The organism is Rhodococcus sp. WWJCD1 (assembly GCF_002258735.1).
In the GTDB taxonomy this organism is placed as follows: Bacteria; Actinomycetota; Actinomycetes; order Mycobacteriales; family Mycobacteriaceae; genus Rhodococcoides.
This window is the reverse complement of sequence record NZ_NOXY01000028.1, coordinates 102,248-115,323: the sequence shown is the minus strand read 5'-3', so window position 1 is coordinate 115,323 and position 13,076 is coordinate 102,248. Positions and strand designations below refer to the sequence as shown.

Annotated in this window: 14 protein-coding genes; 9 read left to right on the top strand and 5 right to left on the bottom strand. The window is 64.2% G+C overall.

Features of this window, described 5'->3' with window-relative positions; genetic code table 11:
• The first annotated feature begins 327 nt into the window (after positions 1 to 327).
• The 8 genes from CH286_RS21185 to CH286_RS21150 all read left to right on the top strand — a co-directional run bounded on the left by CH286_RS21185 (position 328) and on the right by CH286_RS21150 (position 6,921).
• Positions 328 to 2,394, top strand: coding sequence for an MMPL family transporter (locus CH286_RS21185; RefSeq protein WP_027494152.1), 2,067 nt, complete (start codon positions 328 to 330; stop codon positions 2,392 to 2,394).
• A 28-nt stretch (positions 2,395 to 2,422) separates the two neighbouring features.
• Positions 2,423 to 2,674, top strand: a complete 252-nt coding sequence (locus tag CH286_RS21180; RefSeq protein ID WP_027494151.1) for a YgaP-like transmembrane domain — start codon at positions 2,423 to 2,425, stop codon at positions 2,672 to 2,674.
• Between the two features lie 42 nt (positions 2,675 to 2,716).
• On the top strand, positions 2,717 to 3,136 hold the full coding sequence (locus tag CH286_RS21175) for a DUF302 domain-containing protein (protein WP_027494150.1): 420 nt from the start codon (positions 2,717 to 2,719) through the stop codon (positions 3,134 to 3,136).
• Positions 3,136 to 3,909 carry a sulfite exporter TauE/SafE family protein gene (locus tag CH286_RS21170; protein ID WP_027494149.1) on the top strand — a complete coding sequence of 258 codons (774 nt, stop codon included), beginning with the start codon at positions 3,136 to 3,138 and terminating at the stop codon, positions 3,907 to 3,909. The genes CH286_RS21175 and CH286_RS21170 overlap by 1 nt, the downstream gene beginning before the upstream one ends.
• Before the next feature lie 79 nt (positions 3,910 to 3,988).
• The gene (locus CH286_RS21165) at positions 3,989 to 4,258 is read left to right on the top strand and encodes a metal-sensitive transcriptional regulator (RefSeq protein ID WP_027494148.1); all 270 of its coding nucleotides are present in this window, start codon (positions 3,989 to 3,991) and stop codon (positions 4,256 to 4,258) included.
• A gap of 57 nt (positions 4,259 to 4,315) precedes the next feature.
• Complete coding sequence (locus CH286_RS21160; RefSeq protein ID WP_008720030.1) at positions 4,316 to 5,677, top strand: MBL fold metallo-hydrolase; 1,362 nt, start codon at positions 4,316 to 4,318, stop codon at positions 5,675 to 5,677.
• A gap of 73 nt (positions 5,678 to 5,750) precedes the next feature.
• Entirely contained in the window at positions 5,751 to 6,173 is a 423-nt protein-coding gene (locus CH286_RS21155) for a DUF6153 family protein (RefSeq protein WP_027494146.1), read from the top strand.
• 85 nt (positions 6,174 to 6,258) lie between these two features.
• Positions 6,259 to 6,921 (top strand): DUF305 domain-containing protein, encoded by a 663-nt coding sequence (locus CH286_RS21150; protein ID WP_094610314.1) that lies wholly within the window; start codon positions 6,259 to 6,261, stop codon positions 6,919 to 6,921.
• Positions 6,922 to 7,027: 106 nt separating this feature from the next.
• Here CH286_RS21150 and CH286_RS21145 read toward each other — a convergent pair whose 3' ends face one another.
• From CH286_RS21145 to CH286_RS21125, 5 genes are all read right to left on the bottom strand, one after another.
• Positions 7,028 to 9,211 carry a heavy metal translocating P-type ATPase gene (locus tag CH286_RS21145; RefSeq protein ID WP_094610313.1) on the bottom strand — a complete coding sequence of 728 codons (2,184 nt, stop codon included), beginning with the start codon at positions 9,209 to 9,211 and terminating at the stop codon, positions 7,028 to 7,030.
• Positions 9,212 to 9,245: 34 nt separating this feature from the next.
• A complete protein-coding gene (locus CH286_RS21140; protein WP_027494143.1) occupies positions 9,246 to 9,476 on the bottom strand; it encodes a heavy-metal-associated domain-containing protein in 231 nt (76 codons plus the stop codon).
• Positions 9,477 to 9,632: 156 nt separating this feature from the next.
• Positions 9,633 to 10,493: a hypothetical protein gene (locus tag CH286_RS21135; RefSeq protein WP_052062047.1), complete on the bottom strand. Its 861-nt coding sequence runs from the start codon at positions 10,491 to 10,493 to the stop codon at positions 9,633 to 9,635.
• Positions 10,494 to 10,564: 71 nt separating this feature from the next.
• On the bottom strand, positions 10,565 to 10,897 hold the full coding sequence (locus tag CH286_RS21130) for a helix-turn-helix domain-containing protein (RefSeq protein WP_170949153.1): 333 nt from the start codon (positions 10,895 to 10,897) through the stop codon (positions 10,565 to 10,567).
• Between the two features lie 3 nt (positions 10,898 to 10,900).
• Positions 10,901 to 12,058, bottom strand: coding sequence for a tyrosine-type recombinase/integrase (locus CH286_RS21125; protein WP_212669313.1), 1,158 nt, complete (start codon positions 12,056 to 12,058; stop codon positions 10,901 to 10,903).
• A 188-nt stretch (positions 12,059 to 12,246) separates the two neighbouring features.
• On the opposite strand from CH286_RS21125, the gene CH286_RS21120 reads away from it, so the two are divergent.
• Positions 12,247 to 13,014, top strand: coding sequence for a potassium channel family protein (locus CH286_RS21120; protein WP_094610404.1), 768 nt, complete (start codon positions 12,247 to 12,249; stop codon positions 13,012 to 13,014).
• The last annotated feature ends 62 nt before the right edge of the window (positions 13,015 to 13,076 follow it).

The following is a 13,076-nucleotide window of genomic DNA, read 5'->3' as shown; positions in this document are numbered from 1 at the left end:
GTAAGACCACCTGGGCTGGCTGCGGTCGACATGTCGACAGCGTCATGAAGAACGTTCCGCGGTCGCAGCAGTGCTCCTGCTCCATGGAGACACCCGCCCCAGCTACACGCGACAACTTCTTTCGTTCCCTGTTTCGTCGCTGACCCCCACCCCAACAGCACTCCACTGCATTTCGCAGGAATCTCTGGGCGTCTTCAACACTTCTGAATACCCCCACCCGTATTAGGAGAAGCAATTGTGACCAAGCCCGCTACCGCGGCGGCCACCGGCCGCCACGACCGCCATCGGCCACCGGCACCCGGCGCACTAGGCCGCCTGGGAAGCACGATGGTCGCCCGCCGCCGGTGGGTGTTCGGCATCTGGCTGATCGCCCTCGTTGCACTGGGATCGGCTGCACCATCGGTGTTCTCATCCTTGGCCGGGGCCGGCTGGCAGGCCAACGGTTCCGAATCCGTCCAGGTCCGCGAGCTCGCCCAGCAGCATTTCGGCGGCAATTCCTCTGCAGCAGTGCAGGTGGTCGTTCACTCCGACACCGCCACGATCGAAGACGCAGCGATGCAGCAGACACTCACCGACGTCGCGGCCGTATTCGACGGTGACACTCGCTTCGGTGAGGTCATCGCCCCCCAGCCGGGCATGACGATCAGTCCCGACGGTCACACCGGCATCTTGATCGCCGGCGCAAACGCGAGTACCGACGACATGGTCAAGGCCGTCGACGAGGTGAAGGGCGAGCTGACCGAACTCTCCGGCGACGGCATCGAGGTCTACCCGACCGGATCCTCCGCACTGTGGTCGGACTTCAACAAGGCCAACCACGACGCCATGATTCAGGCCGAATTGTTCTCCTGGCCGGTCACTTTGGCGATCATGGTGCTCGCGTTCGGCTCCCTCGTCGCCGCGGGATTGCCGCTGCTACTCACCGTTGCCGGCCTGGTCGCATCCGCAGGCGGACTCGTTCTGCTCAACGGCGTCACGCCGATCTCGGTGTGGGCGATGAACTTCGCGATGATGTTCGCCCTCGCCCTCGGAATCGACTACGCCCTGTTCATCGTCGCCAGGTTCCGCGACGCACTGCGCAACGCCGATCCACGTGCCGCGGTCGCCGAAACCATGGACACCGCAGGCAAAGCCGTGGTCCTGTCCGGTCTGACGGTCTTGGTGAGCCTCTCGGCCGTCCTGCTCGTTCCCGCACCGGCGGTGCGCACCATGGCCGTCGGCATCATGCTCGCCGTGACCTTCGTGCTGATCGCCACCATGACCCTGCTCCCCGCAACCCTGGGTGCACTCGGTTCCAAGGTCAACGCCGCCTCCCTGCCCTACGCCAAGCGCCAGCAGCACCGCTCCCCGAAATTCGCAGCCTGGGGTGAACTGCTCCACAAGCACCCCTGGCCGTTCGCTCTGGTCTCCGTCGGCATCCTCATTGCGCTGGCCCTTCCGGTCCTCGGACTGAAAGTGGCGATGCCCTCGATCGCCGTCGTCCCCGAAGACGCACCGGTTCGCCAGGGTTACGAGCTCGTCCAGGCCCAGTTCGGTGCCGGCGCACCCGGCGCACTGCAGATCGTCGTCCCGTCCGCGGATGCCGCCGCGACCGCCACGGCAGCCAGTACCGTCGACGGGATCTCGATGGTCACTCCGCCCCAGCCTGCCGCGGACGGCTCAAACTACTCACTGCTACAAGCACTTCCCACCGTTGACCCCTCGGACGAGAGAATGGGCACCATCCTCGGTGACCTGCGCGCCGAACTCCCGGAGTCGGCGTTGGTCGGCGGTGCCCCAGCGGAGAACCTCGATCTGCAGCAAGCACTGAACGACTACCTACCGCTGGTGATCGGTATCATTCTGGCGCTCGGTTTCATCCTGCTGCTCGTCGCACTCCAAGCACCGCTGATCGCGATCCTCGGCACCGCAGTCAGTCTGCTCTCGACCGCCGCAGCGTTCGGGGTCGCGAAGCTGATCTTCCAGGACGGGCACGGCGCATCACTGCTCGGATTCACCCCGCAAGGCTTCCTCGACGGCTGGGGTCCGGTGTTCTTCTTCGCGATGATCTTCGCCATCGCCATGGACTACACAGTGTTCCTGCTCGCCACCGCGAAAGAGCACTACGAGAAGACCGGGGACCCGAAAGCCGCTCAGGTCGACGGCCTCGCCCACTCCGGCCGGGTCATCTTCGCCGCCGCCGCGGTCATGGTCGCAGTGTTCTTCACCTTCGCACTCTCCGATCCGCTCCCACCGAAGGAGATGGGCATCATCCTCGGCGTCGCGGTACTGCTCGACGCCTTCTTGATCAGGCTGATCCTGCTGCCGGTCCTGCTGCGTTTGAGCGGACACGCCGCATGGTGGTCACCGGCCTGGCTGCGCAAGGTGTTGCCCTCGATCAGCTTCTCGCACTGACCACCCTTACAACCCGAACGGAGCAATCATGATCGATCCGAACACCACTCGCTCGTCCGCGTTCGCGGGCTGGCCGATCGAACGTATCGTCCCCGCCCTCGCCGCCGGCGTCACCGCCACCGGCCTGGCCCTCGGCGAACTCCACGCACCGCAGTGGCGACTGCTCAGCGCGTTCGCTGCCGCGAACCTCGCCCTTTACGCAGCGGTCGGCTGGTGCCCGGCCAGCGCGCTTCTCACCAGGGTGGGCGTGCCGAGTATTCGCCAGCCCCGAATCGGGTAGGCCCAGATCACCGCAGTTCGACGACCGAAAGGAACTTCCCTTATGAACATCGCACTCTCGACCACTCTGACCGACACCGACTTCGACACCGCAGTCGACGCCGTCAAAGCCTCCCTCGCAGATCAGGGCTTCGGTGTTCTCACCGAAATCGACATGCAGGCCACGTTGAAGGCCAAGCTCGGCGAGGACATGGAGCAGTATCTGATCCTCGGTGCCTGCAATCCGTCCCTCGCGCACCGCGCCGTCGGGGTCATGCGCCAGATCGGCTTGCTGTTGCCGTGCAATGTCGTCGTCCGCGCCGACACCTCCGCTTCCGGATCGGTCATTGTCGAAGCGATGAACCCCGACATCATGGTCCAAGCGACCGGCGAGCCAGCACTGTCCGACGTCGCGGCCGAGGCCACCACCAAGCTCCAGGCCGCCATCGACGCACTCGGTGGCCAGGACGCAGCCCACAGCTGATGACCCTGACGCTGGCACTGGTCCTCGGCGTCGCCGTCGGCATCCTGCTCGGTCTCCTCGGAGGCGGCGGGTCGATCCTCGCCGTCCCGGTTCTCGTCTACGCCCTGGGAATGGACCTGTCGGAGGCGATACCGACATCGTTGCTGGTGATCGGTGTCGCCTCGGCGACCGGGGCCATCCCCAAGGTGCGGGCGAAGCTCGTCGAATGGCGACTGGCGGCGATCTTCGCGGCCACCGGTATCGTCGGCACGCTGGTCGGCAGCGTCCTGGGCAGGCATCTGCCCGAGGCCGCAGTGATGATCGGCTTCGCGATCGTCATGATCATCGCCGGGGCGCGGATGCTGCGCAGCACCGACGATGTCGGAACCGCTTGCAAGACAGGAAGTTCCGGGATCGATTGGCGGCGATGCGCACCACGGTCCATACCGACCGGGTTCGGGGTCGGTGTCCTCACCGGACTGTTCGGCGTCGGCGGAGGATTTCTGATCATCCCCGCTCTGGTGCTGTTGCTGGGAATCGAGATGAGTGTCGCTGTCGGAACGTCGCTGGTGGTCATCGTCGCCAACTCCGCCGCCGGACTGATCGCTCAGGCCGACGGGCTCGGCGGGAACTGGCCACTGACAGCCGCGTTCGCCGGTGCGGCGATCGCAGGCTCGCTGGTCGCCGGAAAACTGAGCACACGCATCGACACCGACAAGCTGCGCACGTGGTTCGCCTACCTGGTGTTCGCCGTCGCGGGCTATGTACTTGTCGACACCCTCGTTCTTTCATGACCGACTGCACACACCGAACCGATGCCCCCGGGGGTAATCTGGAAGGACTACCACCATCACACACCCTCAGGAGACCGCAATGATCGGCGACGAAGACAGCATCGCATTGGTACTCAACCGTCTGCGCCGCGCACACGGCCAACTCGCCGGTGTGATCGGCATGATCGAGAACGGACGCGACTGCAAAGACGTCGTCACTCAACTCGCCGCCGTCTCCCGCGCCCTCGACAAAGCCGGATTCAAGATCGTGGCCACCGGCCTTCGTGAATGCATGACCGGCGACACCGCAGACAACAAAGAGCCCATGACCGAAGCAGAACTGGAAAAGCTCTTCCTCGCACTGGCCTGAACGAGGACGTTTCACGTCAGAAACGAGGCCGACCCGATTACACCGTAGGAGTACCCCGTGAGCACCACCGATCCAGACATCGCCATCATCGAAACGTCGAGCCTCGGCGACCGCAGCTACCTGATCAGCCACGACGGCATCGCCGTCGTGATCGATCCCCAACGTGACATCGACCGCGTCCTGGCACTGGCCACGGAGAAGAACGCCGCGATCACCCACGTACTCGAAACCCACATCCACAACGACTACGTCACCGGCGGACTCGAACTCGCACGCGCCACCGGAGCCGAATACGTTGTGCCCGAGGGTGACCCGGTCGAATTCGAGCGACGGGCAGTGGGGGACGGCGATGTCGTCGACGCGGGATCGGCGACGTTTCAGGTCATGCACACCCCGGGCCATACACATCATCACGTCAGCTACGTACTGCAACTCGGAGACGAACCGATCGCGATCTTCACCGGCGGCTCGATGCTCTACGGATCCACCGGCCGCACCGACCTACTCGGCTCCGAACACACCGACGAGCTCACCCATGCCCAGTTCCACTCGGTCCGTCGAATCGCCGCCGAACTCCCCGCCGACGTCGAGGTCTACCCCACCCACGGATTCGGTAGCTTCTGCTCCGCGACCCCCACCAGCGGCGACTCGTCGACCATCGGTGAACAGCAACAGTCCAATCCCGCGCTGACCCAGGACGAACAAACCTACGTCGACGAGTTGATCGCAGGACTGTCGGCCTACCCCGCGTACTACGCCCACATGGGCGTCATCAACACCGAAGGCCCCGCACCGATCGACCTGTCCACCCCAGAACCCGTCGACCCCGACGAACTACGCCGCCGCATCGACGACGGACAATGGGTCGTCGACCTCCGCGCACGCACCGCCTTCGCTGCCGGACATCTCGACGGTTCCCTCGGCTTCGAGCTGTCGACGACATTCGTCACCTACCTCGGCTGGCTCTACCAGTGGGGTGCGCCGCTGACCTTGATCGGCGACACATCCGATCAAATCGACGAGGCCACAAGGGAGTTGGCACGTATCGGCATCGACCACCCCTCCGGCTCCGCTGTCGGAGAGATTCATTCGCTCGCCAGCGACGGGCGCGTACGGTCCTACGAAGTGTCCGACTTCGCCGGACTCGCCGCAGAGGACTCGGACATTGCAGTGCTCGACACCCGTCAACAGTCCGAATACGCGGACGGCCACATCCCCGGTGCGATCAACATTCCCCTCCACGAACTGCCGCACCGACTCGCAGAAGTTCCCGACGGCAAAGTGTGGGTGCACTGCGCCTCCGGCTATCGCGCCTCGATCGCGGCCTCACTACTCGACCGGGAACATCGCAGCGTGGTGCTCATCGACGACGACTACAACCGCGCAACAGATCTCGGACTCGACACCTCGAAGACATGACGAAATGCTTCGACGACCGAACGCGACGAGACAGGCGTACCCCCAGGGGGTATATGTTGGTATCATCGGCCGCATGCACTCAGTGAATCGGCACGGTCGACGGGGCACAGCTCCGACGGCAGCTTTACTGATTGCACTGACGGTGTTCGGTGTCCTGTTGATGCATTCGGTGACACCGATGTCGATGCCCGTGACCGGCTCGATGTCCACATCGATGAGCGGCGGCCATGCCTCGTTCGCAGCACCGTCCCACACGGACGCCACGGTTCCGGTGATGACCGGGGAACATGACTGCCCGTCGGGGCACCAGATGATGCATCCCTGCGTCGGCACGACGGTGTCGTGGCCCGCGCTGACGGTCCCGGCGATGAGCGCAGCCCTCGACCTGGCGCCGACATCGGTGAACCGGATCATTGGACGGGCCGACTCCACGCTTGAGCGTGCGCCGCCGTGGACGTTATGGGAGTTGGACAGATCGGTGACCTTGCGAGTGTGACAGGGAGCCCGGCAGACGCGTGTCTGTCGGCGGATCGAACGACATCCAATTCTCTGCACTACCCACTCTTGCAAGGAGTTTCCTCATGCGTACCAAAGTCATTGCCTCGATCGCTGCTGCCGCCGCGAGCGCGTTCCTCGTCGTCGGCTGTAGCGACAACGCGGCCGATTCGTCGATGGACGGCCATGCGATGGGATCGATGTCCTCGGCACCGATGTCCTCGGCCCAAGCAAGCGCGTCCGCAGAGTTCAACGATGCCGACGTGATGTTCGCGCAGATGATGTACCCGCATCACGCCCAAGCAGTCGAGATGGCCGACATGGCGAACGGCCGCACCGACAACCCGGAGGTGCTGTCGCTGGCATCGGCGATCGCCGCCGCGCAACAGCCCGAGATGGACCAGATGACCACCTGGCTCACCGAGTGGGGCCAGCCCATGCCCGACATGGACAGGGGTGACATGGGTGACATGGGTGACATGGGTGACATGGGTGACATGGGCGGGATGGACCACAGCTCCGGCAGCGGCATGATGACCGCTCAGGACATGGACGCGTTGATGGCAGCGTCGGGACCGGAATTCGACCGCCAGTGGTTGACGATGATGATCGCCCACCACACCGGCGCCATCGAGATGGCCAACACCGAAATCGCAGACGGTTCCAATCCTGACGCCCTGGAGATGGCCCGCACCATCGTCGCCACCCAGCAGCAGGAAATCGACACCATGCAGCGGCTGCTCGGCTGACCCGGCCCGCTATAGACAACGATGGCCGCATCCTCTCCGGCGGAGAAGGTGCGGCCATCAACGTTCCACAATTGTCAGGGCTGCGTTCCCGGTACGAGATCAGCTCTCACAGTGACGGTGTGCGCTGCGACGGAGGGTTGGAACTCCCCTCGTTCACCGCTCCGGTGATGGTGTCGGGTGTGAGGTCGAGTCGACGCAGTAATTGTGCGTTCGCAGCGACGATGATCGTCGACAGCGACATCAGGATCGCGCCGATCGACATCGGCAGCACGAACCCGACCGGCGCGAGCACTCCTGCCGCGAGCGGAACCGAGATGAGGTTGTATCCCGCTGCCCACCAGAGGTTTTGCTTCATCTTTCGGTACGAGGCGCGCGAGAGTTCGATCACCGACAACACCGACCTCGGGTCGTCGCTGGCGAGGATCACTCCGGCCGATGCGATTGCGACGTCGGTGCCGGCCCCGATCGCGATACCGACATCGGCCTGCGCCAGAGCCGGGGCGTCGTTGACTCCGTCGCCGACCATCGCCACCGTACGGCCTTCGCTCTGGAGTTCAGCGACGTTGTGCGACTTGTCTTCCGGTTTCACCCCGGCGAAGTAGCGGTCCACACCGAGCTCGGTGGCGACGGACTTCGCGACGGCGTCGGCATCACCGGTGATCATCACGACCGCGATTCCTCGCGCGTGCAGCGCGTCTACCGCAGTGCGTGACTCGGACCGGATCTCATCGGCGAGCGCGAGGGCACCGATCACGGCCCCGTCGGCGAGGACGTGCAGGATGATCGCCCCGTCCCCGCGCCACCGGTCGGCGACAGCGAGTTCGGATCCGTGTTCCTGCTCGAGCAGTGCCGGCCCGCCGACCTGGATCCGGACGCCGTCGACGTCGGCTGCGACCCCGACGGCGGGGGACGACTGAAAGCCGGCTGCAGCCGGGACCGTCAGGTTCCGCGCGCGTGCGGCCTCGACGATGGCACGGGCGAGTGGATGTTCGGAATCTGCTTCTGCGGCAGCGGCCAGCGCGAGAACGTTGTCGGCGGTGCGCCCGCCGGTCACCTCGACTGCGGTGACGGTGGGTTCACCCTTGGTGAGGGTCCCGGTCTTGTCGAAGAGCACGGTGTCCACCGTGCGCATGGTTTCGAGTGCGAGCCGGTCCTTGACCAGAACACCGCCGCGGGCGGCGCGTTCGGTGGCGATGGAGACCACCAGCGGAATCGCCAGTCCGAGTGCGTGCGGGCAGGCGATGACCAGCACGGTGATGGTGCGGATGACGGCGTCGTCGGGCATCCCGACCAGAGTCCACACCGCAGCGGTGATGATCGCGGCACCGAGAGCGAACCAGAACAGCCAGCCAGCGGCGGTGTCCGCGATGCGCTGAGCGCGCGAGGTCGAGTTCTGGGCGTCGGCGACCAGGCGGCCGATGCCGGCGAGGGCGGTGTCCTCCCCTACTGCGGTGACCTTGATGCGGAGACCGGAGTCGGTGGCGACAGTGCCGGCGACGACTTGGTCGCCGTCGCTGCGGCGGACGGTGCGTGATTCGCCGGTGATCATCGATTCGTCCATGCTCGCCGATCCGGAGACGATGGTGCCGTCCGCCGGTACGCGGCCACCGGGGCGCACGACGACGACATCACCGAGCTGCAGCTCGGACGGCGACACCTGCACTACGTCGTCGCCCTCGACGCGTTGTGCGGTGTCCGGGAGCAGTGCTGCCAGCGAGTCCAGGGCGGAGGTGGTCTGCGCGAGGGATCGCATTTCGATCCAGTGCCCGAGCAGCATGATCACGATCAGCAGGGCCAGTTCCCACCAGAAGTCGAGCTGATGATCGAGCAGGCCGAGGCTTGCTCCCATCGACGCGACGAATGCGACGGTGATCGCGAGGGCGATGAGCAGCATCATTCCCGGTGCACGTGAACGGATTTCGCTGACTGCTCCGGAGAGGAACGGGGAACCGCCCCAGGCATACATCACCGTTCCGAGCACCGGGGAGACCCAGGCGATCCACGATGAGTCGGGCAGTGAGTATCCGAGGAGCATCGCGAACATGTTCGAGGCAACGATCACCGGAAGGGCGAGGACCAGCATGATCCAGAACAGACGACGGAACATGCCGACGTGGTCCCCATGACCGGCGTGGCCACCGTGACCGGTATGGCCTTCGTGACCGGTATGGCCTTCGTGTTCCTTCTCGCCATGGCCGGAGTGGGCTGCGCTGTGTTCGGATGCATCGTGGCCCGGCAGCGTGCCCGCTGTCTCGGCTCCGCCAGCGTCGGCATGTGTGTGGTTGTTCATCGCGGGAAATCCTTCTCTCCACCAGGTTCAGCGGTTACGCGGTGCGCGAATCTTTGGGTTGCGGTTCGACTGTGTATCCAGCCTCGCGGACAGCTGCGATGACACCGGCGTGGTCGGGCACGTCAGCACTTGTCACCGTCAGAGTTCCCGCAGCTGCAGATGCCTCGACCGTGTCGACTCCTGCAACGGTGCTTACTTCCTCCCGGACTGCCGCTTCGCAGTGACCGCAGGTCATGCCCGTGACTTTGTAAACCGTGGTGATCATGTCGCGCTCCTCTGGCTGCTTAGATACCCCATGGGGGTATCTCGATGACATGTCGACCATACCCCCTCCCCGTATGTTTCGGAAGGCCGTTGGCTGCGTCGAGTGGCTTACGAACCTGCGGCGAAGACCAGTCCGTTGGCCGAACTTCGGATCGAGTCATGGTGCGGTGGGGTCTACGTCGAATCGGCCTGGGTGCGCAGTCCTGACATAGCGGACCGCAGTGGTGGTGCCGATACCGAACACGGTCATCAGGGCAACTGGGTCGCCACTGTGGGCGGCCTCGTCGAGGATGCGATCGACACGCAGTTCGCGGGCGGTGATGCCGAGGTCACGGAATGGCCGGGTGATGTAGTGGCGACTGCCCGGCAGTGCGGTAGGCGCAGTTATCCGGGTGATCAGCAAGTACGGATTCGTGCTGGTCGGCCACCGCAGCTGACGGTAGATCAGCCAGTCGCGGAGCACCTCAGCGGTGAACTCGTCCAACCAGAACGTGTGGCGGGTGTGCGTACGGGTGACGGTTGCTCGTCCTGCCGAACGGTCGAGATGGTCGAGTCGGAAGCCGATGACCTCTTCGATCGTCAGCGCGTGGACCGCGACGAGCGCCAGAATCACCCGGTCATCGGGCCTGCTCAGCTGATCGAACAGCCCATGCACGCGGTCGGACGGCAACGGTCTGAGGATCCTGCGGCTGTACCGACCAGCGACCTCTCGGGCAGGGTCGGCGAAGATGCGACGTTCGCGTTTGAGTCCGCGGAAGAGCGACCTCAGGGCCGTGTGCACGTTGTGTCTCGACTGCCCTGAGTGACGGCTCAGCGCGCGCTCGATGTCGACAGTTTCGACAGATCGCAGGCTTTGGTGTGTCTCAGCCCATTCGTGCAAGACCGGTTGCGCGAAATTGAGATAGAGGGCAATGGTCACTTCCGTCAGCGGTCTGGACTTACGTCGACCGCGGCCGCCCAACGCAGTGACCCACGCCTGCACGTCGTCGCGGAACTGCGCGGGTGTTTGCTCGATCATCCGTATGGTGCGCTCGGTGTGCCGGGCGGCATTACTTGCCGCCACCCCATCGGCAGGGTTTCGTTCCGACATCAGTTGGGAGGTGGGACGCGGCGGGCTCCGCGCTTCCTGGTCCCGGTAGCGGGTGCGGCCGGGCCCGACCGATCACCGATTGCGCGTGCTGGAGCTGCGTCGAGATCCACGCTGTGAACAGCTTCCGCCAGCATCAGATCACCGACAGTGCAGTTCAACGCCGCACAGATCTTGTCCAGGTCATCGAGACGGATCGTGACCGGCGCCGAAGACCACAGGGCCGCAGTCTTGCTCAGTGACGGGTGGAAGTCGACCTGCTCGAATGCTTTGAGTAGCTGCGTCGGACGCCAGATGTCGCGTTGCGCCGCGACCATGCGCAGGTTCCATTTCATCTTCTAATTCTCCGTACTCAAGCGCCGCACGGCGCGTTGTGTCGACTCGATGACAGACCGTTCCGGGTCGGCTCCGGCCGACGCCAAATAGCCCACAGTGGTGCTCGCCCATTCGTGGCCGAGCATCTTCTGCACATCCCACAAGGGCATGCCTTGTTGGTAGTTGTGGGTGGCGCAGGCGTGACGCAGCAGATGGGGGTAGAGCTCCCGCACCGGGCCGTTCAGATGAAGGTGCGACGCAGCTTTGAGATTGCGGCGGAAAGTCGAGGGCTGAATCGCGGGTGCAACGGCGAGGTTGAGCGCCGCGACGGCGGTCGGCAAGCGTTCCGATGGCCACAACGGTGCGCCCGCGTCGGTCGGGTCGTCGCTGAACTCGCCCCGGATCTGTTCGAGATACCACCACAGCAGCTCTCTCCCCTCTTCGAAGAGAAACGCTTGCCGTTCGCGTGGACCCGATCCGCGAGCGCCCTTACCCACGACGACGAAGCGGCCCCACTGTCCCGCTTCCCAATGAATGTCGCCGATCCTCACCGCACACAGCTCCGACGCGCGCGCACCGGACAGGTACGCAATCTTCGCCATGGTGTAGTCGCGCGCGCTCACGTGGTACTTGCGTGAGCGCGGCAGGGCCTCTCTCCACTCGGCGAAGAACGCTGTCATCGCTCGTCGAGTGGGAGGAATCCGCAGCGCGAAATCACCCCTGTGTCTCGGCCGGTTGAACGGGTCGACCGGCGACTCGACACCGACACCGAACGCTCGGAGCAGCTCACCGGCGTAGCGGTGCTCGAGGAATCGGTAGTAGTTGTCGATCTGAACTGTCTTCTTCCGGATGGTTGCGTGACTGCGCTTACCGGGACCGGCAAAGTACTGATCGAACTGCTTCTGGGTCAATCGCCATGGCACACAATCGAAGTAATCGCATATCTCGATCACGGGATACATGATTCTCTGCAACGTCGCCGGGCTCAGACCCGCCACATCTCTGGCCCATCCGTATTCGACCAGCGTGTTACGGAAGAAGTCGTGTTCGTCGTCCCCTGACGCCGACGCCAGCCGCTGCAGCGATTCGACGTCCGCAAGTTCCCCACTGCCGACCCGCGCGGCACTCGATGCGCCGTCGGCAGCGATACGTCGCTGCCGACGAGTAGCGAAATCTGACACGAACAGTGAACTTATGCGAGGAACTCGCAGAATCTACGAGTAACTGATGAAATTTGAGCGACCACGGAATGAAGAAGAATCGTTGCTCTGACCAGGGAACCTGGGCTTACACCGGTTCCTGGCAGCCGATCGAACCCGTGCGGACTCCAGTGGGCCAGGCCCCGGGTCCCGCAGTACAGTCCCCGCTCATGAACTATCAGCAGTGGGAGCGAGCAACCGAATGGCCGCTTGCCGTATCAGCTTTGACGTTCCTTGCGATCTACACATGGACTGTGCTGAGCCAGCCGACAGGCACGGAGGCACACGTCGCCGAATACGCGATCCTCGGGATCTGGGCATTGTTCGGGATCGACTACCTCGTGCGACTTGCCCTTGCGGAAAAACGCACGCGCTGGTTTCTTCTGCACCTACACGAACTCGCAATCGTCGCGCTGCCGGTACTGCGTCCGCTGAGACTGCTAAGGCTCCTCACCTTGGTCAGTTTGCTGCAACGCTCGATCGGAGGCGCTCTCCGTGGTCGGGTAGTCACCTATGCCGTCGCCGGAACCTTGATGCTGGTTTTTGTCGCGTCACTCGCGATGTTCGACGCCGAACGCGCCGCACCGGCCGGCAGTATCAAGACCTTCCCCGATGCCCTGTGGTGGGCAACTACGACTATCACGACGGTCGGCTACGGAGACTTCTCACCATCAACAGCGACGGGCCGATTCATCGCCGTCGGGCTGATGGTTGCGGGCATCGCATTGCTCGGATTAGTCACGGCAACCCTGGCGTCGTGGCTCGTCCAGAAGGTCGCCGAACAGGACGACGCGAACCAGGCTGCGACCCAGCAACAGGTTGCGGACCTGACCTCTCAAATTGCAGCGCTGCGAATCGAACTCGCGTTGCGACCCGACAGACGATGTTCGGCAGAGTCTTCGGCACCCGAAGGCACAGTGTCGTCACAAAACCGCTGATCGAAGAACGTCGAGCTGCAGTCGTCGCGAAGTCTCGAAGCCGCTCCGCTGAGCGGAGTTTC

Coding starts and splice junctions, on each gene's coding strand:
- CH286_RS21185 (WP_027494152.1), top strand. CDS start 328: ATGGTCGCCCGCCGCCGGTGGGTGTTCGGCATCTGGCTGATCGCCCTC.
- CH286_RS21120 (WP_094610404.1), top strand. CDS start 12,247: ATGAACTATCAGCAGTGGGAGCGAGCAACCGAATGGCCGCTTGCCGTA.
- CH286_RS21130 (WP_170949153.1), bottom strand. CDS start 10,897: ATGAAATGGAACCTGCGCATGGTCGCGGCGCAACGCGACATCTGGCGT.
- CH286_RS21165 (WP_027494148.1), top strand. CDS start 3,989: ATGATCGGCGACGAAGACAGCATCGCATTGGTACTCAACCGTCTGCGC.
- CH286_RS21140 (WP_027494143.1), bottom strand. CDS start 9,476: ATGATCACCACGGTTTACAAAGTCACGGGCATGACCTGCGGTCACTGC.
- CH286_RS21170 (WP_027494149.1), top strand. CDS start 3,136: ATGACCCTGACGCTGGCACTGGTCCTCGGCGTCGCCGTCGGCATCCTG.
- CH286_RS21175 (WP_027494150.1), top strand. CDS start 2,717: ATGAACATCGCACTCTCGACCACTCTGACCGACACCGACTTCGACACC.
- CH286_RS21155 (WP_027494146.1), top strand. CDS start 5,751: ATGCACTCAGTGAATCGGCACGGTCGACGGGGCACAGCTCCGACGGCA.
- CH286_RS21135 (WP_052062047.1), bottom strand. CDS start 10,493: ATGATCGAGCAAACACCCGCGCAGTTCCGCGACGACGTGCAGGCGTGG.
- CH286_RS21180 (WP_027494151.1), top strand. CDS start 2,423: ATGATCGATCCGAACACCACTCGCTCGTCCGCGTTCGCGGGCTGGCCG.
- CH286_RS21145 (WP_094610313.1), bottom strand. CDS start 9,211: ATGAACAACCACACACATGCCGACGCTGGCGGAGCCGAGACAGCGGGC.
- CH286_RS21150 (WP_094610314.1), top strand. CDS start 6,259: ATGCGTACCAAAGTCATTGCCTCGATCGCTGCTGCCGCCGCGAGCGCG.